Origin of the sequence: Bordetella sp. BOR01 (assembly GCF_019218885.1) — a bacterium.
Taxonomy (GTDB): Bacteria; Pseudomonadota; Gammaproteobacteria; order Burkholderiales; family Burkholderiaceae_B; genus Bordetella_A.
Genome location: NZ_JAHUWT010000004.1, coordinates 277,256 through 302,153 on the forward strand (window position 1 = coordinate 277,256; position 24,898 = coordinate 302,153).

Sequence of the window (24,898 nt, forward strand, 5' to 3'; positions counted from 1 at the left end):
GCTACTTCAGTACGTAAGGTGAAATCAGGTAGACGCCGTACAGCAGTACGACGTAGAGCGCGGCATCGAACAGCGCCGGATGCCACACCAGCCGATAGAAACCCGCGCGCGCCAGCAGGCGCCGCACGGCCCAGGCCACGCCCAGCGTGGCCAGCCCCAGCACCAGCAGCCAGGGGAAATAAATGCCGTAGAAATTGAATTCGCCAATCATGATGCGTGCGCCGGCAATATGTCGGACTGATAGTCAGGGGCTTGCGGGAACAGGGCGCGTCGGATGCCCACCAGCGCCACCACGGCGCGGTCGCGTGCGGCCAGGGCGCCCGGCGTGGCCGTGACGCGCGCCAGCGCGCGGTCGATGTCGGCCAGCAAGACAGGAAAGTCGGTAGCGTTGTGGCCGGCTGCCGAGCGTTGCCGGAAAAACCCCGCCAGGCCGCCCAGCACGGGGCGGATGGCGCTCTCGGCCGCGGGCAGCACACGCCGCGCGCGCTGCAATTCGGCGATGTCGTTGCCCACGCGCAGGTCTTTCAGCGCATCGGCGGCCAGTTGGTCGTCGGAACGCTTGGCCATCGCCAGGCGCGGCTGCAGCAGGCCTATGCGATCGAGCATGCGCAGCGTGTAGGCCGACCGCGAGGGCGCGCGGCTGGCACTGGCCAGCGCGGCCAGTTCTTTCCAGTTGGCGGCCTGGATGCGGCGCGCGCTTTGGTCGGCACTGATGGTGCGGAAGATTGCCGCGATGAGTGCGGCGGTGGCCACGCCGATGATCTGCGCGACCATGGTGTCCACGAACGACACCAGGTCGGCGGTGTGGGTGTCGTGCAGCGCCAGTGTGCCCAGAAAGCCGAACAGCAACGCCATGGCCCGCAGGGTATAGGCCGGCCGCGGGATGAGCGCACCCAGCACCAGCGCCACCGGCAGGATCGACAACGCCAGCATCTCGAACGAGTGAATGGCCGGCATGATGCCCAGCAGGTACAGGGCCGACAGCGGAATCGAATAAATCGTGTAGACCAGGAACTGCATGATGCCGGGCACGGGGTTGTCTTGCGCGGCGAAGAAACAACTGAAGATGGCGGCCATCATGGCGGCGGTGGCGCCGTTGGTCCAGGCGGCGCCGATCCAGAACACGCAGCACACCGATATGGCCAAGGCGGCCGCCAGGGCCGACAGCAGAGCCAGCCCGCGGTCGCGGTGCAGGATCGCGCCGGCGGCCAGGCGGACAGGACGGGCGCCGTGGCGCGGCGTGCCGGCCAGCCCGGCACGGATATCGTGGCGCAGCGCCAGGCAGCGGTCATAGGCGTCGACCAGTTCGCGCAGGCGCACCACCAGGCTGGCCAGCAGGGCGTCGCGCCAACTGGCCGCGGGGCCGATCTCGGGCGCCAGCCGCGACAGGGCGGCGCGCAGCGTGGCGGCCTGGGCGCGTTCGGCTTGTGGTCCGGCGTCTATCCAGGCGGCAATATCGTTCAGGGCCTCGGCCACCGGCCCCGGCAGTTCGCGCCCGCCGTCCTGCAGCGCCTGCAAGCGGTCGTCCACGGCCGATACCAGCGGCGTCAGGGCGGCGATCTGGTCTTGCATGGCGCGCACGGCGCCAGCCGTCCAGCGGATATTGCCGGTGTCGAACGGCACGTGGGTCGACAGCATGCGCAGCAGCGTGATGTCTTCGGCCAATACCCGGCGTTCTTTGCCGCGTCGCGCGTCGTCGCGCTGCGTCAGCGTTTCGCGGATCCAGTTGCGCGCATCGCGCACCGTGGCGTCCAGCCGGGCCATCAACGGCTTGGCGATGCCGCGCGGCAGCACCAGGCTGTGCGCCAGCGTGGCGCATACGATGCCCAGGCTGATTTCCTCGACCCGTGCCAGCGCGGTGTCGAACACGGTGCCGGGATCGGTGACGCTGGGGAAACCGATCATGGCGGCGGTATAGCCCGCCAGCATGAACAGGTACGAGCGCGGGGTGCGGTCCAGCACCGCGATATACAGGCACAGGCCCACCCACAGCACCATGGCCAGGATCATCAGCACGGGCGCATTGGACAGGCGCGGCACCAGGTACACCATCACGGCGCTGCCGAAGAAGGTGCCGCCCAGGCGGAACACGGCTTTCGAGCGCACCGCGCCCGCCCAGGGCTGCGACACCACGTAGGCGGTGGTCATGGCCCAGAACGGGCGCGACAGGCCCATGGTGTACGAAAGATAAAGCGCCGTGATGGCGCCCACATAACACTTCACCGAGAAGAGCAGTTCGTCGGCATTGGGCAGTTTCATGGCCGGGTGTCCTCTTCGGTGGCCGAGGCCGACTGCCGACCCAAGGTGGTCTTGAGTATGTCGAACACCCGCAGGCAGGCCTCCAGGTCGGTATCGCTGACATCTTTGAACAATTGGCGGCGCAGGGTCGCCAGCACGCACTCGACCCGTTCGCGCAAGGCCTGGCCGTCGGGCGTCAGGTGCAGGGTGCGGGCGCGGCGGTCGTTCGGATCTTCGCGGCGCTCCATCAGGCCGGCCGAGACCAGGTGGTCGAGCACCCGCACCAGGGAAGGGCCTTCGACCCCCAGTGCTTCGGCCAGGGCACCCTGGCGCACGCCGTCGCCCAGGCGGCCGGCAATGATCACCGGCCATGCCGTGGCCTGCGACAGGCCGTATTCAGACAAGGCAGCATCGGCAGCGCCGCGGTAGGCACGCGACAAGACCATCAGGCTGGCCGTGGCGGCCATGAGGCGGGAGTCGGAAGGCGGGTTCATGATATTGATTGTATCCTATCTATTAGCATCCTATCAATATCCAAAAACAAAGCCGGCAATATTTACCAAGTGTCTGCCACCTGCGAATCCGAGCGGCCTGCCAGCCGCGAGGCGGATGCGCGCCGCGTTCGGGGGGCTACCCATTAGCGATGATGATGAGCGCGCGGGCGGTCTTGCGGCCTTCGGCGCACAGGCTGTGCGGCAGATAACCGGGAAAGCGCACGCTGTCGTCACGCTCGAGCAGGACGGTGTGTTCGCCGAAATGCACGCGCACCCGGCCTTCCAGCACGAAGATCAGTTCGTCGCCGCCATGATGGGCCACCGTGCGTTCGCCATGGGTGCCCACCTGGACCACCATCACCGACAGGCCGCCATTGGTGCCGCCCATGGTGATGGCCTCGTAGGCATGTTCGCCCGGATCGGTGGCCGACGAAGCGATGCGGTGGCGTTCGCCGGCACGCACGATGTGGATCTCGTCTTGCGGATCGGTTTCGCCCAGCAGCGCCGACAGCGACGTGCCCAGGGCGACCGCCACGGTATGCAGCGAGCCCACCGAAGCAAATTTCTCGCCTCGTTCCAGGCGCGACAGGAAGCCTTTGTCCAGCCCGGTCTGGGCCGATAGCTGGGCCAGCGTCAGTTTGCGGCGCCGCCGCGTGGCCCGCATCCGCAGGCCCACCTGCTGGGCATCGGGGGCGGCGGCGGGCGGCGGCAAGTGTTTGGGCGGCATGGACAGGCGTCAATCGAGGCGGGCGAAGGCTGCATGATGCCACTTTTGGTCGACCCCGGCAGCGCCTGGCTGCGGGTTTCCCCCCGTTGAATCATCGGGCAATTATTTGTATGTTGGGCAACAAGTTGTCTATAAGACAACCTATAAGACAGCACTGCTGCTGCCATTACCAGGATGATCAAATGTCGAATTACGCTTCCCAGGACAAGGACGCCTTGCGTCGCCGCGTCGATCGCGAGATCGAAGAGCGCGCGGCCCCGCAGGCGGCCTGGTCCCCCGCACAGAAAATGGCGCTGGCCTGCCGCATGCTGGCCGCGCAAGGCCATTGGCATGGCGGCCTGGCCGGCCAGATCACCGCGCGAGGCGAGGCGCCCGGCACGATCCTGACCCTGCCGTTCGGCATGGGTGCCGACGAGGCCCGCGCCAGCGAACTGATCCTGATCGACGAAGATATCAATCCGCTGGACGGCAGGTCGCTGCCCAATCCGGCCAACCGTTTCCATGCCTGGGTATACCGGCACCGGCCCGAGGTGCAATGCATCGTGCACACGCATCCGCCGGCGGTGTCGGCGCTGTCGATGGTGGGTGAGCCGCTGGTGGTGGCGCACATGGACGCCACGCCATTTTTCGACGATTGCGCCTACCTGCCCGAATGGCCGGGCCTGCCCATCGGCGACGACGAAGGCGAGATCATCTCGGCTGCGCTGGGCGACAAGCGCGCCATCCTGCTGGCCAATCACGGCATGCTGACCGCCGGCAAATCCATCGAAGAAGCCACGGTCATGGCGATCTGGCTGGAGCAAGTGGCGGCCCTGCAACTGCGCGCCCGCGCCATCGGGCCGGTCAAGCCGGTGCCGGCCGAACTGGCGCGCGAATCGCACGACTTCCTGGTCAAGCCGAAGATACTGGCGCTGACCTTTGCCTATTTTGCCCGTCGCGCTTTGCGCGAAGCGCCCGATTGCATCGATTAAGGAGCCGTGCCATGCAACGTCGTCGATTCCTGACCCTGGCCGGCGCCGGCGGCGCCGCGCTGGCCGCGCCCGCCGTGGCGCAAGAGGCTCCCGCCATCAGCTGGCGCATGCCCAGCAGTTTTCCGCGTTCGCTGGACACAGTCTGGGGCGCGGCCGAATTCCTGTGCGCGCGCGTGGCCGCGCTGACAGATGGCAAATTCAATATCCGGCCGTTTTCGGCCGGCGAACTGGTGCCGCCCCTGCAGGTGCTGGATGCGGTACAGAACGGCACCACCGAATGCGGCCACACTGCCGGCTTCTACTACCTGGGTAAAGAACCGGCGCTGGTCTTCGATACCGGCGTGCCGTTCGGGCTGACCCCGCGCCAGCATACGGCCTGGCTGCTGCACGGCGGCGGGGCGGCGCTGATCGATGAGCTGTATGCCGGCTTCAATGCGCTGGCAATTCCTTGCGGCAACACCGGCGCGCAGATGGGCGGCTGGTTCCGCAAGGAAATCAATACGCCCGACGATCTGAAAGGCCTGCGCATCCGCACGCCCGGCCTGCTCAGCATGGTGTACGAAAAGCTGGGCGCCATTCCGCAGCAGATAGCGGGCAGCGATATTTATCCAGCCCTGGAAAAAGGCTCGCTGGACGCGGTGGAATTCGTGGGCCCCTACGACGACGAGAAACTGGGGTTCGCCAAGGTGGCCAGCTATTACTACGGGCCGGGCGTACTGGAACTGGGCGCCAGCCTGTGCCTGGCGATCAACCGCGACAGTTGGGCCAAGCTGCCGCCGCGCTACCAAGAGGCCCTGCGTGCCGCCAGCGCCACCGCGGCGGACGACCTGCTCGCCAAGTACGACGCCAACAACATCCCGGCGCTCAAGCGCCTGGTGGGGCAGGGCGTCAAGCTGAAAGCCTGGCCGCCCGAAGTGATGCACGCCATGCAGCGCGCCACCCGCGAAGTGCTGGACGACTATGCCGCCAAGAATCCGTCCTTTGCCAAGGTGCTCGTGTCGTGGAAGGCATTTCGCAACGACCAGTTGCTGTGGGCCAGCGTCAACGATGGCGCGGCCGAAAACTACTTGATGGCCACCCGCGAAAAAGGCCTGTAGGCCCCCGGCGCAGCGCCGAGGCTAGCCGTTGCAGTCGGCCCAGCAATTGGGGGTTTCGTACAGGCGCACGCGCGCCAACCGCAACTGGGCGCCGTAGTGGCCATGGTAGTGCGGCGCCAGGGTGGCGAAGATGGCGCGGGCCAGGTTCTCGGCCGTGGGAATGCAGTCGAGCACCACGGTCTTGTGGCCGGGCAAGGTATCCAGGAAGCCCCGCACCGCAGTATCGTCGCGATAGACCAGGAAGGCGTGGTCCCAGGGGTCGACGATATGGCGCTTGGCGATCGCCTTGATTTCCGAGAAGTCCATCAGCATGCCGTTATCGGACTGGCCGGGCGCATCGACGATGTCGCCCGCCAGTGTCACTTCAAGGACATAGCGATGGCCGTGCAGGTTGCGGCATTGGCTGCGGTGATCGGGAATGCGATGGCCGGCATCGAATTCCAGCTTGCGGGTAACCGAGATCATGCGGGGCTCCGCAAGATGCGGGGGTGACTCATGGAATGCCTATGTATTTGTGGGTTTGCAGGCTAAGCCGCCATTGCGGGTGCTGCAGGCAGTATTGCACGGCCCGTTCGGTATTGGCGGCGCGCGCCGGGCCATCCATGGGCTGCAGGAAGAAATGCTGGAAGTCCAGGTGGGCGTAGGCCTCGGGCCGTGCTTCGACCTGCGGGTAGACCAGCTTGAGTTCGTGGCCGCGCTCGACGACCACGCGGGCGCTGCCCTTGGGGCTGACGCAGATCCAGTCGATGCCGGGTGGCGGGGGCAGCGTACCGTTGGTTTCGATGGCAACGGTAAAGCCGTGGGCATGCACGGCCTGCAGCAGCGCGGCATCGAGCTGCAGCAGCGGCTCGCCGCCGGTGAAGACGACGTAGCGGTCTTGCGTGCCGGGCCCCCAGGCCGCGGCAATGGCGTCGGCCAGCCGCGCCGCGGTGGCGAACTTTCCGCCCCCCGGGCCGTCGGTGCCGATGAAGTCGGTATCGCAGAACGTGCAGGCCGCGCCCGCGCGGTCGGCTTCGCGGCCGGACCACAGGTTGCAGCCGGCAAACCGGCAGAACACGGCCGCGCGGCCGGCCTGGGCGCCTTCGCCCTGCAGCGTCTTGAAAATTTCTTTGGCGGAATAAGTCATGCAATGGCTACGGCTTGTGCCGGCCCTGTCCAAACTGCCATTTTACCGGCATGGCGCGGTGGTCGCGGCCGCGGGCCGACTGGCGTAGACTTGCCGCCTATGTATCACGTCCAGGATGACCTGTATCTGGACGAGCGCGATATCGACTTCGGCATGATCCGCGCCCAGGGCGCGGGGGGGCAGAACGTCAACAAGGTATCCAGCGCCGTCCACCTGCGCTTCGATGTGCGCGCTTCCAGCCTGCCCGCGCACATCAAGGATGCGCTGTGCGCGCTGCCCGACCGCCGCGTGTCCAAGGATGGCGTCATTGTCATCAAGTCGCAGGCGTTTCGCAGCCAGGACAAGAATCGCAGCGAGGCGCTCGAGCGCCTGGCCGAGATGGTGCGGGCCGTGGCGCAGCCGCCCAAGCCGCGCCGGCCCACGCGCCCGACCCGGGCTTCGCAGCGCCGCCGTGTGCAGCGCAAAGTGCTGCATGGCGAAGTCAAGCGCCTGCGCGGCAGGATCACCGACGACTGATCCATGATCCGTTCTGCCCGCCATGCTTACCTGGGAGTGCTGGCCGCTATCTATGCGGTCTTGTGGGTGGCATTGGCGATCCGGCCCGCCGACCGTTCCGACTGGCTGCTCGAGAATGCACTGGTGCTGATGTTCGGCGCGGTGCTGGTGGTGACGCGGCGCTGGTTCGTGTTTTCGCGGGTGTCATACACGCTGATATTCCTGTTCTTGTGCCTGCATGCCGTGGGCGCCCACTACACCTATTCGAACGTACCCTATGACGATTGGTGGCGCGCCCTGACCGGCCATAGCCTGAACCAGGCCATGGGCTGGGATCGCAACCACTTCGACCGGCTGGTGCATTTTTCGTACGGACTGTTGTTTGCCTATCCGATCCGCGAGATCTTCCTGCGCGTGGTCGAAGTGCGCGGTTTCTGGGGCTATCTGTTGCCGCTGGACGTGGCCTTGTCCACCTCGGCCCTGTACGAACTGATCGAATGGGGCGCCGCGGCCTGGTTCGGCGGCGAGCTGGGGGCCGCCTACCTGGGCATGCAGGGCGATATCTGGGATGCGCAGAAAGACATGGCGCTGGCCGCCACCGGCGCCTGCATCGCCATGCTGGTCACGGCGCTGGCCAACCGGGGCACGCGGCGCGACCTGGCGCGCGAATGGGCCGACAGCCTCAAGCCTGGGGCCGGTGCAGGCCCCTAGCCCGGCAGGGCACGCAGCGGATAGGTGAATGCGGCGAAATGCAGCGTATTCAGGCCCAGGTGGGCCAGCACCGCAGCCGCCAGGCCCCCATACCGGTAGGCCACCCCATAGGCCACGCCGGCCAGGCCCGCCAGTACCACCCATTGCGGCCCGGCGCCGAGGTGGGCCAGCCCGAACAGTGCGGCGGCTACCGCGATGGCCAGGGCCGCGCCGCCGTGCCGATGGCCCCAGCGCGCCGCCAATTGCTGCTGGATATAGCCACGGAATAGCGCTTCTTCGGCCAGGGTGACCAGCAAGGCATTGTTGGCCAGCCATAGCCAGCCCTGGGCCGGCCACTTGGGGGCCCAGCCCACCAGGCCGGCTGCCAGCGCCACCCCCAGGCAGACGGCGGCGGCGGCCGCGCAGGCAAGCAGCGCGCTGCGCAACGTGGTGGCGGCATCGGCGGCGGCCATGGGCGGCGCCAGCGCCAGCAAGACCCAGAACGCCACCAGCGGCTTGTCCAGGTTCAGGTACATATTGAAGGGCACGGCGTCGGCCGTGTAGCGCGCGCCCGCGATCGCCTGCACGTTATGAAAGCCGGGCAGCAGGTGCAGGCTCAGGCCGGCAGCCAGCACGATGAACAGGGCATGGCCCGCCCCCATACGCCACGCAGGCCCCGATGCGCGCACGGCCAGCCCGGCCGCCCACAGCAGCGCCAGCCACAGTAGCGCCACGGGTTCCAGCGCGCCCTGGCCCAGGGCCCAGGCATAGCCCACGGCCAGCGGCAGCAGGGCGTAAGTCCGGGTGGCGGCCGGCCACACCATGGCCGCGGCAACACATAGGGAAATCCATGGAAACAGGGCGGGCAAGGGCAGCGGCATGGTGGCGGCAATACGACGGCGGACCGGCAAGCGTACCGCCAAACCGACCACGCCGCGACCGGCTGGTTTACAGTCGGATGCAATAGCCCCCTGGAACCCGAGGCGACCATGACGACCCTGACTTGCCTGATGCTGGTGGCGGCGCTGCTGCCTGCCCTGACTGCCTTGATCGCCAAGGCCGGCGGCCGCGCATTCGACAACAACGAGCCGCGCGTCTGGCTGGCCGGCCAGCAGGGATGGCGCGCGCGTGCCAACGCGGCACAGGCCAATACGTTCGAGGCCTTGCCGTTTTTCTTTGCCGCGCTGCTGCTGGCGCTGCACAACGGTGCCGACACGTCATACCTGGTCGGCCTGGCCGGCGCGTGGCTGGTGCTGCGCGTGGCCTATGTCGGCCTGTACCTGGCCGGCCTGGGGACGCTGCGTTCCCTGGTGTGGGCGGCGGCGGTAGCGGTGAATATCGCCATGCTGTTCGCCAGCGCCTGAGCCGGGGGGCGCAACGCGGCGCTCAGGCGTCCCAGTTGAAGGTCTGGCGCACGGTGCCTTGCCCGGATACTGTCACCTGGCGGGTTTGTTCCTTGTCTTTGAAGCGAGCCGATATCTTGTAATTGCCCGGCGGCAGCTTCACCAGCAGATAAGGGCCGTCGGCCGTGGTGCTGAGCACCGCCTTGCCTTGTGCGTCGGTGATGGCGACCTGCACGTCGGCCAGATAGGCGCCGCCTTGCGTGGCGGCGAAGGTCAATGCCAGCGGGTAGCTACTGCTGGCGGCCTTGATGGCTTCGGATTCGTCATGGCCGAAACCGCCCATCAGATATTGCACCTGGCCTTGTTGCTGCACCGCAGGCAAGGCGGCGGCCGGTTGCGCGGCGACCGTGCCCGCAGCCAGGGCCAGGCAACCGGCCACCAGCATGGCGGCCATGCGTGATCGTTCATTGCGTTTGTTCATGGATGTTCTCCTGCAAGCCCGGCGCTTGGCCGCGGTCGGGCCCGGCGGTGCCCGGGCAGCCCCGGGGCAAATACTTCAGATCATTGTGCTTGAGTGAAGTTCGAAGGGTGTTTCACAGGGTAAATATTGGAAGGGAAACTCACACCGGCCTGAACAGGCCAACCCTAAGTCAGGCGCGCCATTGAAACGCCAGGTCGCTATCGCCGGTGGGGACGCCGTTCGGGCCGTAGCGGCGCTCGTGCAGCTCGCCGCGCCCGTCGGCGTGCAGGGCCAGTATGGTCGAGCCGCGCGTACCGTAGTCGGGGCTGACGATGAACGGGCTGCTGAGCAGCCGTTCGCGTGCCAGCCCGATGCCGGTGTCGGGCAGGCTGGCGTCGTCGGCCGGCGTGCGGTCGAACAGGGTGGCGTACAGCGCTGGCAGGTCGGGCTGCGGCGCGCTGCGCAAGACTTGCCGGAAGGCCGCCTTGGTGCGCGCCAGCTTGGGCCAGGGCGTGTCGAGCAAATGATTGGACACGGCATAGATGCCCGGCGGCAGTGCGCGCGGGCCACCGTCGCGGTTGCCGGCGTACCAGGCCGTGGCCGTATCGCCCACGATCAGGTTGAAGCCGTTGTAGCACGCACCGCGCTGATACACCGCCGCCGCATAATCGGCGGGCGAGGCATTGCCGCGCAGGTAGTCCTCGACCAGCGCGCCGCGCGAGGGCGCGTCGGCCAGGATGTGCAGGGGGTCGCGGAAGTTCGTGACGACCGCGTAGCGGCCTCGTTCGTCCACGCCCATCCAGGTGCCGCCGGCGCGCAGGTCGCGGCCGGCGTAGATGGCGGGCCGGCCGGGCCAGGCCGTGGCAGGCTGGGTGGGGCGCGCATGGAATTCGTCGCGGTTGGCGGCGATCAATACCGGAAGATCGGCAACGCTATGCAAGGCCAGCACGGCAAGACACATGGCAGGGTCCGTTCAGGCGTTTACGAAAGAAGCTTGCCGGGGTTGGGCCAGGCGGAAGTAGTCGTCGGTGCGCATCACGATCGAGGCATCGAGCCGGCCTGCGTTGAAGACGATTTCGTCGTGCCGGTCGCGCAAGCTGGGGTCGACCAGCAGCGCCAGGTCCTGGTTGAACGAAAACGGGGGAATGGCGCCGATTTCGCAACCGGTCAGTTCGCGCGCCTGCTCGTGCGAGGCCAGCGAGGCTTTCTTGCCGCCGGCGGCCAATGCGATGGCGGCCAGGTTGGCCTGCTTGTCGGCCGGGAACACGGCCAGCACATGCAGGCGCTGGTTGGACGTGATCTTTACCCGGCACACCAGCGCCTTCGCGCCCTGGCTGACGGCGGTGCCGCGAATGGCGGCGACTGTCTCGGATTTGCCGGCGGGCTCGTGCCGCAGCAGGCGGTAGGGCACTTGATGTTCAGTCAGCAGGGCTTGCAGTTGCAGGAAGACATCCATGGCAGGCGGGTAGGCTGGGCGGCGAATGCAGGGATGATACGCTTTCCGGCTCATTCCACCAGCCGCCGCCCAGCGCCTGCAGCAAGGCGGCCGTGTCGGCGTAGCGGTCCGCCTGGGCCTGGATGCGGTCCGCGCGGGTACGCAGTTGCTCGCGCTGCGCATCGAGCAGCGCCAGTTGGCTGACGCCGCCGGCCTGGTATTGCCGGGCCGTGATGTCATAGGCGGCCAGGGCCTGTTGTTCGGCCTCGGCCCTGGCCTGCAGGGCGTCGGCATCGGCTTGCACGGCGCGCAGCGCGTCGGCGACCTGCTGGAAGCCTTGCAGCACCGTATCGCGATAGGCCGCGGCAGCGCCTTGGTAGGCTGCCTCGGCGGCGCGTTGGCGCGCACGCAGTTCGCCGCCGTGAAACAACGGCTGGGTCAAGCCCAGGGCCAGGTTCCAGACATTGACCCCATCGGCCACGTCGCCGGCCCGGGTACGCTGCGAACCGAAGCTGCCGGTCAGCGTGAAGCGCGGGTAAAGGTTGGCGGTAGCCACGCCGACGTCGGCCGCGGCGCGGTGCCACAGTGCTTCGGCGGCCAGGATATCAGGCCGCTGGCGCGTCAATTGCGACGGTACGCCAAGCGGCACGTCCAGGGGCAGTTCCAGCGTGTCCAGCGCCGGCGCCGGCAAGTCGGCCTGGGCGGGCAGGCGGCCCAGGTAGGCCGCCAGCTGGTGCCGGGTGCGATCGATGTCCTGTTGCAGCGCGGGCAGCCCGGCGCGTGTCTGCGCCAGCAGCGATTCCTGCTTGTGCAGGTCCAGCGCCGCCACGCCGCCGGCCCGATGGCGCTGGCGCATGATGGCCAATTGACGGGCCTGCGCATCCAGTTGCGCCTGCGTGGCATCCAGGCGGGCCTGCAGCCCGGCCTGCCGGATGGCGGCCGTGACCACATTGGCTGCCAGCATCATGCGGGCGGCCTGCAGTTCATGCTGCTGGTGGTCGACCTGGGCCCGCAGGCCTTCCAGCGCGCGCTGTTCGGCGCCAAAGAGGTCCAGCGTGTACGACACGTCTATCGATGCGTTGTACAGCGTGAAGGGCGGCGGCAGTTCGGTGACAGGTACGCCGTACGCCGACGGATCCACTTTCTGGCGCGCCGCCGACAGGTTGGCGTCGACCGAGGGCAGGGTGCGCGTGCCGGTTTCGGCGCTGAGTTCTTCCTGCGCCTGGCGCAGGCGCGCCCGGGCCTGTTCCAGTGTGGGGCTGTGCGCCAGGGCCTCGCGCACCAGTTGGTCGAGCTCGGGCGAGCGGAACAGCGTCCACCACTGAGCGGGAATGTCCATGCCTGCATGCAGGCGCTGCGCGGGCACCTGCGCATTGCCAGTGGTGGCGGGCGGCGCGGCCGTGGCGGTATAGCGGTCGGTGCCGGGCGCGGCGGGGCGTTCGAAATCGGGGCCCACGGCGCAGCCGCCCACGGCCAGCAGCAGGGCCAGTGCCGGCAGCAGGGCCAGTGCCGGCAGCGCGGCCTGCGCGGCGGAAAAACGTGGCAGGGAAACAGCGGTTGGCATCATGGCTTCAATCCAGCGTGCGGCGATAGAACTTCACGGCCAGTCCCATGATCAGGACAGTGAACAGCAGCAGCGGCCATACGTTGGGCCACAGGTCGGCCCAGCCGTTGCCCTTGAGCAGAATGCCGCGGATGAGCCGGTTGAAGTAGGTCAGCGGCAGAAGGTTGCCCAGGTACTGCGCCCATATCGGCATGCCCTTGAAGGGGAACATGAAGCCCGACAACAGGATATTGGGCAGGAAATAGAACATGGTGAGCTGCATGGCCTGCAATTGGTTCTGGGCCAAGGACGACAGCGTGATGCCCACCGTGAGATTGGCCGCGACGAACAGCAGCGCCGCCAGGTACACGGCCAGCAGGCTGCCCATGAAGGGCACATGGAACACATAGCGCGCCGCCAGCAGGATGATGGTGGCCTGCAGCAGGCCAATGGCGATGTACGGCACGATCTTGCCGGTCATGACTTCCAGCGGGCGCACGGGCGTGGCCAGCAGGTTCTCCATGGTGCCGCGCTCGCGTTCGCGCGTCATCGCCAGCCCCGTCATCATGACCAGCGTCATGCTCAAGATCACGCCCATCAGCCCCGGCACGGTGTTGTACTGGGCGATCTGCTCTTCGTTGTACAGCCGATGCACGCGCACCTCGAAAGGCGGCTGCCCGCCCGCCAGCTGGGCCAGCGGGCCGGTCAGGTCGCGGCGCGCGACAGCCTGGCTGAGCTGCGTGGCCGCACCGATCGCCATGCCGGTGGCCATGGGGTCGGTGGCATCGGCCTCGATCAACAGCGCGGGACGTTCGCCGCGCAGCAGGCGGCGGGTGAAATCGGGGGGAATGGTCAGCACGAACAGCACGCGGCCTTGCGCCAGCGCTGCGCGCCCGGCCTCTTCGCTGGGCAGTTCCTCGACGATGTTGAAGTAGTCCGATGCTTTCATGGCGGCCATGAAAGTACGTGTGAATTCGCTGTGGTCCGACGCGATGACCGCGGTCGGCATCTGCTTGGGGTCGGTATTGATCGCGTAGCCGAACAGGGCCAGCTGCATGATGGGGATGCCGACGATCATGCCGAAGGTGATGCGGTCGCGCCGCAATTGCAGGAATTCCTTGCGCACCATGCTCCACCAGCGTGTCCATGAGAACCGGCGTTCGGCGGCGTTCATGCCCGGCTCCCGTAGTTGTCGGCAGAACGGTTCATCAAATAGATGAAGACGTCTTCCAGGCTGGTGTCGACCGGTTCGATGCGCAGGTCGTTGCCTTGCACCGCCTGGCGCAGCGTGCGCTCGAGCAGCGCGTGGTCTTTGCCGCTGACATGCAGCGAGGATCCGAAGGCCACCGTCTGGTCCACCCCGGGACTGCCGCGCAGGCGCTGCCCCAGCGGCACCAGATCGCGGCCATGAATGGCCCAGGTGGCCAGGCCCTGTTCGGCCGTGACGCTTTCGGCGGTGCCTTGCGTCAGCAACCGGCCATAGGCCAGGTAGGCCAGTTTGTGGCAGCGCTCGGCCTCGTCCATGTAGTGGGTGCTGACCAGCACCGAAATGCCGCGCGCCGCCAGGGCATGCAGTTCTTCCCAGAAGTCGCGTCGCGCAGTGGGGTCGACCCCGGCGGTGGGCTCGTCCAGCAGCAGCAACTGTGGTTCGTGCAGCAGGCAGGCGGCCAGGGCCAGGCGCTGTTTCCAGCCGCCTGACAGCGCGCCGGTAAGCTGGTCGGCGCGGCTTTGCAGGCCCAGGCCTTCCAGTGCCTGTTCCACGGCCTGGCGGCGGTCGGGCATTTCATACATGCGCGCGACGAAATCGAGGTTCTCGCGGATGGTCAGGTCTTCCCAGTACGAGAATTTCTGCGTCATGTAGCCGACGTGGCGCTTGATGTCGGCGCTTTGCGTCAGGATGTCGTAGCCCAGGCAGGTGCCGCTGCCCGAGTCGGGCGTCAGCAGGCCGCACATCAGCCGTATGCAGGTGGTCTTGCCGCTGCCGTTGGGGCCCAGAAAACCGTAGATTTCGCCGCGCCGCACTTGCAGCGATACATCGTTGACCACGTGCTTGTCGCCGAAATGCTTGTTCAGGCCGCGCACGTCGATCGCCCAGTCGTTGGATGCGGGCGGGTTCATGGCAGCGTGACCTCGACGGGCTGGCCGGGATGCAGGCGCACCGCATCTTGCGCGGCGGGGTGGGCCTCGACCATGTAGACCAGCTTGCCGCGGCTGTCGCGGCTGTAGATCACGGGTGGCGTGTATTCGGCTTCGGTGGACAGGTAGCTGACCGAGGCTGGCAGCGGCTCGCCGCAGGCGTCGCAGCGCACCAGGATGCGGTCGCCCACATGCAGCGCCCCCAGCGTGGTCTCGGGCACGAAAAAGCGCAGCTTGATGTTGCCGGGCGGCAGCATGCGCACGACCGGGCTGCCCGCCGGTACCCATTCGCCCGGACGGAACAGGGTGTCGAAGACCCGCGCCGCCTGGACCGACGCCACCTGCTTCTGCGCCAGGGCCCAGTCGGCCTGTGCCAGCGCGGCGCGCGCGGCCTCGACCTGCGCGTCCTGGGCGCGCAGTTGCTGGTCGCGGCCGGGCAGGGCGGCCACTTCCAGCTGGGCGCGCAACTCGCGTACCCGGGCCGAGCTGGATTGTGCCTGCGCGCGGCTATCGTCGAGCTGGGCGCGAGCGATGCCGCCGGCCTGGAACTGCACGCGGTCGCGCGCCAGTTGCGCGGCGGCGCGGCCGGCCTCGGCTTCGGCCTGCACCAATTGCGCGCGCACCACGCTGATTTCGGGCGGCCGCTGGCCGGTATCCAGGTCTTGGCGCTGCGCCTGCGCCGCCAACAGCTGGGCATGGGCCTCGCGCTGCGCATCGGCCTCGGGTTCGGCTTCCAGGGCGAACAAGGGGGTGCCGGCTTGCACCTGCTGCCCGCGCGCCACATGCAAGGCTTGCAGGCGCCCGGGCTGCGAGGCCGCCATGTAGACGAATTCGCCTTCGACGTAGCCTTGGTAGAAAGGCGTGGCATCGTTGCCGCAGGCGGCCAGCCACAGCGGCAGGCAGGCCACTGCCGCAAGGCGGCGCAAGGCGGGAAAGACGGAAGGGGCGGGCAAGCGAGAGCGGACGGGCATGGCGTCAGGGTCCTGGCCGTTGGGGGGTGCGGCGCGCGGCGGGGCGCCGGCGACTCGAGGCAGGCGGGAACAGCCCGCCGCTAAGCATGGCGACCGCATGCGCGGCGATCGCATCGGTATCCAGTGCCGTGGCACCCTCGGCCCAGATGCGCCGCCACAGGGCCGAAGTGGCCATGGGCAGCAGCGTCATGCCCAGAATGGACAGGAACACCAGCCGTGGCTCGATGCCGGGGTTGACGGTGCCGCTGCGCTGGCCTGTGGCGATCATTGCAGCGAATGCGTGCAAGTGGTCCACCGGCAGGTAGCGGAAGACTTTCTCGCGCAACTGGCCACCTTCGTTGACGACTTCGCGCATCCACAGCGGTGCCAGCCAGGGACGTTCGGCGGCACATTGCACGATGCGCGTCACGACCTGTGCCACCACGGTGCGCGGGTCGGGCGGTGTTGCGCTGGACGCATCGGCCCGCGGCAAGGCGGCGGGCGCCCATACAAAGGCGATGACAGGCGCAAGGCGTTCGGTCACCACCACATCGATGAGCTGCTCGCGGTTCTTGAAGTAGTAGTGCACCATCGCCGGCGTGACTTCGGTGCGCCGCGCGATGTGGGCGATGGTGGTGGCTGCCACCCCCTGGGACGCGAACAGCGCGGTGGCGACGTCCAGCATGGCGTCGCGGCTATCGGCGCGCTGGGGGCGGGCGGGACGGCCGAGCCTGCGGGCCGGCGGCTGCGTGGGCTTGATCATGCCGGCAGTTTAATTAATTATTTAATTAATTAAAAGTGTCCGATTCCGAGCCATGGGAACCTGAGGACGCATCCGGCCTGCTTGTGATCGGCACGGCGGCGCGGCCGGCCGGACGTCATGCCTCCAGATGGCCCTGCATCAGTTCTTCGAACCAGTCCAGGAAAACCGCCAGCCGCCGCGAGCGTTGGCGCCGGTGCGGGTAAAGCAGCGACACCGGCATAGAGGCCGCGCGGTATGCCGGCATGATCTCCATGAGTTCTCCTGCGTCCAGCAGGTGCTGCACGTCAAAGCGTGGGATCTGGATCACCCCCAGCCCGGCCCGGCAGCAGGCGATGTAGCTTTCGGCGTTGTTTGTCACGACCTGGCTGGGAACATTCACCCCATGCTCGGCTTCGTCTTCGGACTGGTATTTCCACGGCAGTTCCCGGCCAGTCGTAGGCGACGCGTAGCCCACCATCCAGTGTCCGGCCTCGAGGTCTTCAGGCCGCTCGGGGGCGCCGTGATCCCGCAGATAGGCGGGGCTGGCGCAGTTGACCAACGCGATGGTGCCCAGCGTTCGCACCACCAGGCTGCTGTCTTGCAGGGTGCCGACGCGCACCGCACAGTCAACGCCTTCATGCACGAGATCGATGGCACGGTCGCTTGACCCGACGAACAGGCGCAGCCGCGGATGCCGTCGCAGCAGGGCGGGCAGGGCCGGAGCGATCAAGCGGCGGGCGATGCGACTGGGTACGTCGATCTGGAGCTGCCCCGACACCTGGCGCGGGCTGGCCTGGAACAACAGGTCGATCTCTTCCACCTCGCCCAGCAACTGGCGCACGCGTTCAAGCAACTGCGCGCCATCGACCGTCAGGCGCACCTGGCGCGTGGTCCGGTGCAGCAGGCGGGTGCCGACCTGGGCTTCCAGTTGCTGTATGGCGGCCGAGACAGAGGCGCGCGGCAGTTCCAGGGCATGCGCCGCCTTGATGAAGCTGCCTCGCTCTGCAACCTGCACGAATACCTTGTACTGGTCTAGTCTATCCATCTTCCTGTTTGCCAAACGGTGGACTGGGCTTTGCACAGAAGGCCGGCGCGTCTATTTGGTTGTATAGCCGCCATTGATCAGGATGGTCTGCCCGGTGATCCACCAGCCATCGCTGACCAGATGGCGGATAAACGGCACGACGTCCTCGATGTCGGTCAGGCCGGTCTTCGAGAATGGCGAAAGCGCCGCCGCCGTCTTGTGATATGCCACGGCATCGGCGCCCTCGGCCGGGTAGAAGAACGGCGTATCCATCGGGCCTGGACCCACCGCCGTCACCGAAATGCCACGCGCACCAAACTCCTTGGATGCTGCGCGGGTGTAATGCTCGACGGGCGCCTTGGTGCCGGCGTAGGCTGCATAAAATGGCGTAAATGCGCCCAAGAGCGACGTGACCAGCGTGCAGATCTTGCCGTTGTCGTTGACATGACTGCCCGCTTCCTTAAGGAAAAAGAAGGCCGCCTTGGAATTGACGGCAGTCATTTCGTCGTATTCGGCCTCGCTGATCTCTGTGAAGGGTTTCTTCAGGACCTTGCCGACCGTATTGATGGCGATGTCGAGCCGGCCCACCGCAGCAGTGGCATCGACGAACAGCTTCTCGACCGCGCCCGCGGTAGTAAGATCGGCCTGGATCGCCACCGCCTGGGCACCGGCGGCCTTGACCGCGGCGACAGTGGCCTCGGCATCGGCTTGGCTCTGCGCGCTGTTGTAGTGGATGGCCACCGCCTTGGCCCCATGCCGGGCAAGGTCGCGCGCAATCAGGCCGCCGAGATTCTTGGCGCCGCCGGCAATCAGCACGACTTTGCCCTTGATGGAATGGTCTGCCATGCGAAATCTCCTTCACGTGTCGATGAAGGCCTCAGCTTAGGCAAGCAAGGTTGAAGGATCAACCGCCTGGGGCTGGATGGATAATCCAGGAAACTGATCCAATTGGTGGCCATTGGCCACGCGCCACCTGGTCAATCCAGCCGGTAATGCGCCGCCGTGCGCCCGAAATCTTCCACCGTGGCGCGCTGCCAGTCGGCATCCAGGCCCAGTTCTTCGGCCAGGATGCGGGCCACTTCGGGCGCGGCCAGCATGGCGGCCTGGCTGTCGAGGAACAGCGCGCGGTTGCGGCGCGCCAGCACGTCTTCGGCGCTGCGCGCCAGTTCCTGGCGGGCCGCGAATCGCACGTGGGCTTCGGTCAGGCCGCTGGACTTGACCAGGATGTGCTCGATGCCGGGCAGGGCACGCAAGGCCGGCAGGTCGGTGCCGTAGTAACTGTCGGGCGTGCCGCGGGGCGGGGCGTCCGGCTCGCCGCCGTGGCTGGCACCGTGCAGCGGCAGGTCTGCGGTGCGGCAGTGTGCTTGCGGCAGCAACTGGTGCTGGATGGCGGTATCGACGACATCCTGGGCCATCTTGCGATAGGTGGTCCATTTGCCGCCGGTGACCGTAAGCAGGCCGGCGCGCGACACCACGATGGTATGTTCGCGCGACAGGGTCTTGGTAGCGGCTTCGCCGCCAGTGGCCTTGACCAACGGCCGCAAGCCGGCCCAGACGCTGGTGACGTCGGCCCGGGTGGGCTTGCGGCTCAGATACCGCGCGGCGGTCTGCAAAATGAAATCGACCTCGACCCGCGTGGCAGGCGGGTCCAGCGGCAAGTCGTTGCGGGGCGTGTCGGTGGTGCCGACGATGGTGTGCCCATTCCAGGGCACCACGAACAGCACGCGGCCATCATCGGTCTTGGGAATGAGGATGGCTTTGTCGCCGGGCAGGAAATCGCGCGGCAGGGTCAGGTGCACGCCCTGGCTGGGGGCCACCATGGTTTGCGCCTGGGCGTCATCCATGCGGCGCACGCTGTCCACCCACACCCCCGTCGCATTGAAGACGCAGCGCGCGCGCAGCGTGTACTGGGCATCGCCCAGGGCATCCTGCACGACCACGCCGTCGATGGCGCCCTTGTCGTTGCGGGTCAGGCCGGTGGCGCGCACATAGTTGAGCGCGGTGCCGCCCAGGTCGAACAGCGTGCGCATCAGCGCCATGGCCAGCCGTGCATCGTCGAACTGGCCGTCGTAGTACAGCACGCCGCCGCGCAGGCTGCGGCCGCCCACCGAAGGGGCCACGGTGGCGGCCTGCGCCAGCGTTTCGCTGCGCGACAGCCAGCGGCTGGGCGACAGGTTCAGTTTGCCTGCCAGCATGTCGTACATCTTCAGGCCGATGCCGTAGAACGGTTGGTCGAACAGCCCGTAGGCGGGCACCACGAACCCCAGCGGCCACACCAGGTGCGGTGCGTTGCGGTTGAGCAGCCCGCGCTCGTGCAGGGCCTCGCGCACCAGTCCGATGTTGCCCTGGGCCAGGTAGCGCACGCCGCCGTGCACCAGCTTGGTGGCCTTGCTGGAAGTGCCCTTGGCGAAGTCGTCGGCCTCGACCAGCAGCGTACGGTAGCCGCGCGCGGCGGCATCTACCGCGGTGCCCAGCCCGGTGGCGCCGCCACCGATCACGATGACGTCCCAGGTGGCTGTGTCGTTCAGCGTGTCGAGCAGGGCGGCGCGGCTGGGCGCAGGCGGGGAAGCAGGAACGGGGGTCATGTGGGAATGGCGTGGGCCGGAGCAGGAAATGGAAGGATCAGGGCTGGACGGGTTGGTCGTCGGCGGGCGTGGCGGGGGCGGCTTCGGCGCCGGCCGCCGCGATCTCGCAGCGCACCCCCGATTCCTGCAAGACCTGGGCCAGGGGTTCCTGCGGATAAGCGTCGGTGAAGAAGCGGTCGACCTGCGAGATGTGCGCCAGCTCTACCATGGCCTGGCGGCGGTACTTGCTGCTGTCGGCCGCCAGCCAGACTTCGCGCGATTGCTCGATGATGCTGCGCGCCACCCGTACTTCGCGGAAGTCGTAGTCGCGCAGGGTGCCATCGGCCTCGATGCCGGAAATGCCGATCAGGCCGATGTCCACCTTGAACTGGCGGATGAAGTCCACCGTGGCTTCGCCGACGATGCCGCGATCGCGCGGGCGCACTACGCCGCCGGCCACGATGACTTCACAGTCGGGGTTGTCGGACAGGATGTCGGCCACGTGCAGGTTGTTGGTGATGACCCGCAGGCCGCGGTGGCGCAGCAGCGCGCGCGCAATGGCTTCGGTGGTGGTGCCGATATTCAGGATCAGCGAGCAGCCGTCGGGCACGGCCTGCGCCACGGCTTGCGCAATGCGCTGCTTGGCTTCGGCATGCAGCCCCTGGCGCTTGCGGTAGGCAATATTCTCGATGGTCGAAGCCTCGATGCGCACACCGCCATGAAAGCGCGACAGCAGCCCGGCTTCGGCCAGCAGGTTCACGTCGCGCCGCACGGTTTGCAGGGTGACGTCGAAGTGGCGGGCCAGGGCTTCGATGGTGGCCGATCCCTGGGATCGGACCATTTCCACCAGGGCGCTTTGTCGAGGATTCAGTGTCATATTCGCATCATAAAACAACAAAAGCGAAAAATAATGACGCACTGCAAGATTGTTTTTCTTTCGCTTGTTGGGTAAAACGCAAAAAAGCAAAAAAACAACGAAAGCGAAGCGCATCCGTCCATCCGGAGGAGAACGATGCAGTTGACGCTGGACCAGATCGCCCTGCAGGCGGGTTCGCAGACTCACCTGTACCCCATGAGCCTGGCCCCCGTGCCCGGCGCCATGACGGTGTTGCTGGGCGCCACGCAGGCTGGCAAGACCTCGCTGATGCGCATCATGGCGGGCCTGGATCGCCCCACCGAGGGCCGGGTGCTGGCCGATGGCATCGACGTCACGGGCGTGCCGGTACGGCGCCGCAACGTGGCGATGGTGTATCAGCAGTTCATCAATTACCCGTCGATGTCGGTGTACGACAACATCGCCTCGCCGCTGAAGCTGCGCGGCGCCGCCGATATCGCCGTGCGGGTGCAAGCCATGGCAGCCCGCCTGCACATCGAACACCTGCTCAAGCGCTATCCGGCCGAACTGTCCGGCGGCCAGCAGCAGCGCGTGGCGCTGGCGCGCGCGCTGGCCAAAGAGGCGCCGCTGGTGCTGCTCGATGAGCCCCTGGTCAACCTGGACTACAAGCTGCGCGAGGAATTGCGCGATGAACTGGCGGGGCTGTTCGCCGACGGCGGCGCGACGGTCGTGTATGCCACCACCGAGCCGGCCGAGGCGCTGCTGCTGGGCGGCCACACGGCGGTCATGGATGCTGGCGAACTGCTGCAGTACGGGCCGGCCGCGCAGGTTTTCCACCGGCCGGCCTCGCTGCGCGTGGCGCAGGCGTTCAGCGACCCGCCCATGAACCTGTTTGCCGCGCAACGCCAGCCGGGCGGCCTGGTGCTGCCAGGCGGGGTGGCGGCAGCGCGCACGCTACCCGAAGGCGATGGCGCGGCGGCCATCACCGCGGGCTTGCGGGCTGGCGCGTTCCACCTGGCGCCGGCAGCGGGCCGCTTGGCCTTGCCGGGCACGGCCAAGCTGGCCGAGATATCGGGGTCGGACACCTATGTACACGCGATGACCATAGCGGGGCTCGTGGTGGCGCAGTTGCCGGGCGTGCACCGCTACCGGCTGGAGGACCCGTTGACCCTGTATTTCGATCCAGGCAGCCTGTACGCCTTCGATGCCGGCGGCCGCCTGCTGGCGGCAGGCAGCGCAGGAGCCGCCTGATGGCCGCGATCGAACTCGACCTGGCCCATTCGTATGTCAGCCATCCGCAATCGGACGACGACTACGCCTTGCTGCCGCTGAGCTTCACCTTCCAGGACGGCGGCGCGTACGCCTTGCTGGGGCCGTCCGGCTGCGGCAAGACCACCTTGCTCAATTGCATATCGGGCCTGCTGCGCCCGTCGCAAGGCCGCATCCTGTTCGACGGGCGCGATGTCACGGGCCTGACGCCGCAGCAGCGCAATATCGCCCAGGTGTTCCAGTTCCCGGTGGTGTACGACACCATGACGGTGGCGCAGAATCTGGCGTTCCCATTGCGCAACCGTGGCATGCCGCCAGCGCATATCCGCGAACGGGTCGGCCGCATCGCCGAAATGCTGGACATGTCGACGCAGCTGGACCGGCGTGCCAGCGGGCTGAGTGCCGACGCCAAGCAGAAGATCTCGCTGGGCCGCGGTCTGGTGCGCAGCGATGTATCGGCCGTGCTGTTCGATGAGCCCCTGACGGTGATCGACCCGCACCTGAAATGGCAATTGCGGCGCAAGCTGAAAGAGATCCACCAGGAACTCAAGCTGACGCTGATCTACGTGACGCACGACCAGACCGAAGCCCTGACATTTGCCGAGCAGGTGGTGGTGATGTCGCGTGGCAAGGCGGTGCAGATCGGCACGCCCGACGATTTGTTCGAGCGGCCGGCGCATACTTTCGTGGGCCATTTCATTGGCTCGCCCGGCATGAATTTTCTGCCGGCGCAGTGGTGCGATGGCGCGCTGACGGTGGGCTCGCGCCGGCTGTCGGGCGTATCCGGCCAACTTGCCGATACCTTGGCCGCGGCGGGCCAGGTGCGCCTGGGCGTGCGGCCCGAGTACCTGCAGCCCTGCACGGCAGGCGCGCAAGGAGCCGTGCCGGTGCCCGTCGCGCGTGTACAGGACCTGGGCACGTACCTGCTGTTGACCGGCGATTTCGAAGGCACCGTGCTGCGGGCCCGTGCACGCGCCGGCAGCGTCGTCCAGGCTGGCGAAACCGTGTGGCTGCCGCTGCTCAACCCGCACACCTGTTTTTACCGCAACGAGGAGCGCCTTCCATGAAGCCCATCAACCAACGCGCCTGGCTGCTGGTGCTGCCGGTGGTGATCTGCGTGGCGTTCTCGGCCATCTTGCCGCTGATGACCATCGTGAATTATTCAGTGCAAGATATCATCGCGCCCGACCGCCGGGTGTTCGTGGGCACCGAGTGGTATGCCATGGTGCTGCAGGACGAAGAACTGCATGGGGCATTGCTGCGCCAGATCGGCTTTTCGCTGGCGGTGCTGGCCATCGAGATCCCGCTGGGCATCCTGCTGGCGCTCTGCATGCCAGCCTCGGGCTGGCGCGCCTCGGCAGTGCTGGTGATCATTGCCTTGTCGCTGCTGATTCCCTGGAACGTGGTGGGCACCATCTGGCAGGTGTTCGGGCGAACCGACATCGGCCTGATGGGCGCGGCGCTGACCTGGCTGGGCGTCGACTACCACTACACCGGAAACTCGCTGCATGCCTGGCTAACGGTGCTGGCCATGGACGTCTGGCACTGGACGCCGCTGGTGGCCCTGCTGTGCTATGCGGGCCTGCGGGCGATTCCCGAGGCCTATTACCAGGCCGCGCGCATCGACGGGGCCTCGCGCCTGGCGGTGTTTCGCTATATCCAGCTGCCCAAGCTGCGCGGCGTGCTGATGATCGCCGTGCTGCTGCGCTTCATGGACAGCTTCATGATCTACACCGAGCCCTTCGTGCTGACCGGCGGCGGACCGGGCAACGCCACCACCTTCCTGTCGCAATACCTGACGCAGAAGGCCGTGGGCCAGTTCGACCTGGGCCCGGCCGCCGCGTTCTCGATCGTGTATTTCCTGATCATCCTGCTGCTGTGCTTCATCCTGTACAACTGGATGCAGCGGGCCGGCACCGCTGCCGAGGAGACCACGCATGGATAAGCAGGGCGCGGCCTGGCGCACGGCCTTCCTGGCGATATACCTGGTGTTCGCCATCCTGCCGCTGTACTGGATGCTGAACATGTCGTTCAAGACCAATACCGAGATCGTCAGCACCTTGACGCTGTGGCCGCGCGATTTCACGCTTGAACACTATCGCACCATATTCACCGACCCCGCCTGGTATTCGGGCTACATCAATTCGCTGATTTACGTGGCCATCAACACGGTGGTATCGCTGGCCGTGGCGCTGCCGGCCGCCTACGCGTTCTCGCGCTACCGCTTCATCGGCGACAAGCATGTGTTCTTCTGGCTGCTGACCAACCGCATGACACCGCCCGCGGTGTTCTTGCTGCCGTTCTTCCAGTTGTACAGCTCGCTGGGGCTGATGGACACGCACCTGGCGGTGGCGCTGGCGCACCTGGTCTTCAACGTGCCGCTGGCCGTGTGGATACTGGAAGGCTTCATGTCGGGCGTGCCGCGCGAAATCGACGAGACCGCGTACGTCGACGGCTATTCGTTTCCGCGGTTTTTCCTGACCATCTTCTTGCCGCTGATCAAGTCGGGGGTGGGGGTGGCGGCGTTCTTCTGCTTCATGTTCAGTTGGGTCGAACTGTTGTTGGCGCGCACGCTGACCTCGGTCAATGCCAAGCCCATCGTGGCCACCATGACCCGCACCGTGTCCGCATCGGGCATGGATTGGGGCGTGCTGGCCGCGGCGGGTGTGTTGACCATCGTGCCGGGCGGCATCGTCATCTGGTTCGTGCGGCACTACATCGCGAAGGGCTTCGCGATGGGCCGGGTATAGCAATACGGA

28 protein-coding genes are annotated in these 24,898 nt (G+C 67.0%); 9 read left to right on the forward strand and 19 right to left on the reverse strand.

What is annotated here, in order from left to right; translation table 11 throughout:
• Position 1: 1 nt before the first annotated feature.
• From KW845_RS23035 to KW845_RS23050, 4 genes are all read right to left on the reverse strand, one after another.
• On the reverse strand, positions 2-211 hold the full coding sequence (locus KW845_RS23035; RefSeq protein WP_218371696.1) for a DUF1656 domain-containing protein: 210 nt from the start codon (positions 209-211) through the stop codon (positions 2-4).
• Positions 208-2,259 carry an FUSC family protein gene (locus KW845_RS23040; protein ID WP_218371697.1) on the reverse strand — a complete coding sequence of 684 codons (2,052 nt, stop codon included), beginning with the start codon at positions 2,257-2,259 and terminating at the stop codon, positions 208-210. Before KW845_RS23040 ends, KW845_RS23035 begins: the two co-directional genes overlap by 4 nt.
• Complete coding sequence (locus KW845_RS23045; protein ID WP_218371698.1) at positions 2,256-2,732, reverse strand: MarR family winged helix-turn-helix transcriptional regulator; 477 nt, start codon at positions 2,730-2,732, stop codon at positions 2,256-2,258. The genes KW845_RS23040 and KW845_RS23045 overlap by 4 nt, the downstream gene beginning before the upstream one ends.
• A 136-nt stretch (positions 2,733-2,868) precedes the next feature.
• Entirely contained in the window at positions 2,869-3,459 is a 591-nt protein-coding gene (locus KW845_RS23050) for a helix-turn-helix domain-containing protein (RefSeq protein WP_255592874.1), read from the reverse strand.
• 182 nt (positions 3,460-3,641) lie between these two features.
• Between KW845_RS23050 and KW845_RS23055 the strand changes: the two genes are divergently transcribed.
• A complete protein-coding gene (locus KW845_RS23055; protein ID WP_218371699.1) occupies positions 3,642-4,430 on the forward strand; it encodes an aldolase in 789 nt (262 codons plus the stop codon).
• Positions 4,431-4,441: 11 nt separating this feature from the next.
• Positions 4,442-5,527, forward strand: coding sequence for a TRAP transporter substrate-binding protein (locus tag KW845_RS23060; RefSeq protein WP_218371700.1), 1,086 nt, complete (start codon positions 4,442-4,444; stop codon positions 5,525-5,527).
• 21 nt (positions 5,528-5,548) lie between these two features.
• Here the strand turns inward: KW845_RS23060 and queD are convergent, their stop codons facing one another.
• Positions 5,549-5,992: a 6-carboxytetrahydropterin synthase QueD gene (gene queD, locus KW845_RS23065; RefSeq protein WP_218371701.1), complete on the reverse strand. Its 444-nt coding sequence runs from the start codon at positions 5,990-5,992 to the stop codon at positions 5,549-5,551.
• A 28-nt stretch (positions 5,993-6,020) separates the two neighbouring features.
• Positions 6,021-6,653 (reverse strand): 7-carboxy-7-deazaguanine synthase, encoded by a 633-nt coding sequence (gene queE, locus KW845_RS23070; RefSeq protein WP_218371702.1) that lies wholly within the window; start codon positions 6,651-6,653, stop codon positions 6,021-6,023.
• Positions 6,654-6,752: 99 nt separating this feature from the next.
• Here queE and arfB point away from each other — a divergent pair, with 99 nt between their 5' ends.
• Positions 6,753-7,169, forward strand: coding sequence for an alternative ribosome rescue aminoacyl-tRNA hydrolase ArfB (gene arfB / locus KW845_RS23075; protein WP_218371703.1), 417 nt, complete (start codon positions 6,753-6,755; stop codon positions 7,167-7,169).
• A gap of 3 nt (positions 7,170-7,172) precedes the next feature.
• Complete coding sequence (locus tag KW845_RS23080) at positions 7,173-7,859, forward strand: DUF2238 domain-containing protein (RefSeq protein WP_218371704.1); 687 nt, start codon at positions 7,173-7,175, stop codon at positions 7,857-7,859.
• Here KW845_RS23080 and KW845_RS23085 read toward each other — a convergent pair.
• A complete protein-coding gene (locus tag KW845_RS23085) occupies positions 7,856-8,719 on the reverse strand; it encodes a CPBP family intramembrane glutamic endopeptidase (protein WP_218372144.1) in 864 nt (287 codons plus the stop codon). The genes KW845_RS23080 and KW845_RS23085 overlap by 4 nt on opposite strands.
• A gap of 108 nt (positions 8,720-8,827) precedes the next feature.
• On the opposite strand from KW845_RS23085, the gene KW845_RS23090 reads away from it, so the two are divergent.
• Positions 8,828-9,202, forward strand: a complete 375-nt coding sequence (locus KW845_RS23090; RefSeq protein WP_218371705.1) for an MAPEG family protein — start codon at positions 8,828-8,830, stop codon at positions 9,200-9,202.
• 22 nt (positions 9,203-9,224) lie between these two features.
• Here KW845_RS23090 and KW845_RS23095 read toward each other — a convergent pair whose 3' ends face one another.
• The 12 genes from KW845_RS23095 to KW845_RS23150 form a co-directional block, all read right to left on the reverse strand.
• Positions 9,225-9,662 (reverse strand): carboxypeptidase-like regulatory domain-containing protein, encoded by a 438-nt coding sequence (locus KW845_RS23095; RefSeq protein ID WP_218371706.1) that lies wholly within the window; start codon positions 9,660-9,662, stop codon positions 9,225-9,227.
• A 169-nt stretch (positions 9,663-9,831) separates the two neighbouring features.
• Positions 9,832-10,602 carry an NRDE family protein gene (locus KW845_RS23100; RefSeq protein ID WP_218371707.1) on the reverse strand — a complete coding sequence of 257 codons (771 nt, stop codon included), beginning with the start codon at positions 10,600-10,602 and terminating at the stop codon, positions 9,832-9,834.
• A 12-nt stretch (positions 10,603-10,614) separates the two neighbouring features.
• Entirely contained in the window at positions 10,615-11,097 is a 483-nt protein-coding gene (locus tag KW845_RS23105; RefSeq protein WP_218371708.1) for a YbaK/prolyl-tRNA synthetase associated domain-containing protein, read from the reverse strand.
• Positions 11,060-12,640, reverse strand: a complete 1,581-nt coding sequence (locus KW845_RS23110; RefSeq protein WP_218372145.1) for an efflux transporter outer membrane subunit — start codon at positions 12,638-12,640, stop codon at positions 11,060-11,062. The genes KW845_RS23105 and KW845_RS23110 overlap by 38 nt, the downstream gene beginning before the upstream one ends.
• 7 nt (positions 12,641-12,647) lie before the next feature.
• A complete protein-coding gene (locus KW845_RS23115; RefSeq protein ID WP_218371709.1) occupies positions 12,648-13,793 on the reverse strand; it encodes an ABC transporter permease in 1,146 nt (381 codons plus the stop codon).
• Complete coding sequence (locus KW845_RS23120) at positions 13,790-14,737, reverse strand: ABC transporter ATP-binding protein (protein ID WP_218371710.1); 948 nt, start codon at positions 14,735-14,737, stop codon at positions 13,790-13,792. The genes KW845_RS23115 and KW845_RS23120 overlap by 4 nt, the downstream gene beginning before the upstream one ends.
• Positions 14,734-15,726, reverse strand: coding sequence for an HlyD family secretion protein (locus KW845_RS23125; protein ID WP_218371711.1), 993 nt, complete (start codon positions 15,724-15,726; stop codon positions 14,734-14,736). Before KW845_RS23125 ends, KW845_RS23120 begins: the two co-directional genes overlap by 4 nt.
• 4 nt (positions 15,727-15,730) lie before the next feature.
• On the reverse strand, positions 15,731-16,468 hold the full coding sequence (locus KW845_RS23130; RefSeq protein ID WP_218371712.1) for a TetR/AcrR family transcriptional regulator: 738 nt from the start codon (positions 16,466-16,468) through the stop codon (positions 15,731-15,733).
• A 115-nt stretch (positions 16,469-16,583) separates the two neighbouring features.
• On the reverse strand, positions 16,584-17,492 hold the full coding sequence (locus KW845_RS23135) for a LysR family transcriptional regulator (RefSeq protein ID WP_218371713.1): 909 nt from the start codon (positions 17,490-17,492) through the stop codon (positions 16,584-16,586).
• 51 nt (positions 17,493-17,543) lie between these two features.
• Positions 17,544-18,317 (reverse strand): SDR family oxidoreductase, encoded by a 774-nt coding sequence (locus KW845_RS23140; RefSeq protein ID WP_218371714.1) that lies wholly within the window; start codon positions 18,315-18,317, stop codon positions 17,544-17,546.
• A 131-nt stretch (positions 18,318-18,448) separates the two neighbouring features.
• A complete protein-coding gene (locus KW845_RS23145; protein WP_218371715.1) occupies positions 18,449-20,056 on the reverse strand; it encodes a glycerol-3-phosphate dehydrogenase/oxidase in 1,608 nt (535 codons plus the stop codon).
• Between the two features lie 37 nt (positions 20,057-20,093).
• The gene (locus KW845_RS23150) at positions 20,094-20,912 is read right to left on the reverse strand and encodes a DeoR/GlpR family DNA-binding transcription regulator (RefSeq protein ID WP_218371716.1); all 819 of its coding nucleotides are present in this window, start codon (positions 20,910-20,912) and stop codon (positions 20,094-20,096) included.
• 135 nt (positions 20,913-21,047) lie between these two features.
• On the opposite strand from KW845_RS23150, the gene KW845_RS23155 reads away from it, so the two are divergent.
• Genes KW845_RS23155 through KW845_RS23170 form a run of 4 tightly spaced genes read left to right on the forward strand, consistent with a single transcriptional unit; the run spans position 21,048 to position 24,889 of the window.
• On the forward strand, positions 21,048-22,121 hold the full coding sequence (locus KW845_RS23155) for an ABC transporter ATP-binding protein (RefSeq protein WP_218371717.1): 1,074 nt from the start codon (positions 21,048-21,050) through the stop codon (positions 22,119-22,121).
• The gene (locus KW845_RS23160) at positions 22,121-23,206 is read left to right on the forward strand and encodes an ABC transporter ATP-binding protein (protein WP_218371718.1); all 1,086 of its coding nucleotides are present in this window, start codon (positions 22,121-22,123) and stop codon (positions 23,204-23,206) included. The genes KW845_RS23155 and KW845_RS23160 overlap by 1 nt, the downstream gene beginning before the upstream one ends.
• The gene (locus tag KW845_RS23165; RefSeq protein ID WP_218371719.1) at positions 23,203-24,084 is read left to right on the forward strand and encodes a carbohydrate ABC transporter permease; all 882 of its coding nucleotides are present in this window, start codon (positions 23,203-23,205) and stop codon (positions 24,082-24,084) included. The genes KW845_RS23160 and KW845_RS23165 overlap by 4 nt, the downstream gene beginning before the upstream one ends.
• Positions 24,077-24,889, forward strand: a complete 813-nt coding sequence (locus KW845_RS23170; RefSeq protein WP_218371720.1) for a carbohydrate ABC transporter permease — start codon at positions 24,077-24,079, stop codon at positions 24,887-24,889. The genes KW845_RS23165 and KW845_RS23170 overlap by 8 nt, the downstream gene beginning before the upstream one ends.
• Positions 24,890-24,898 lie beyond the last annotated feature (9 nt).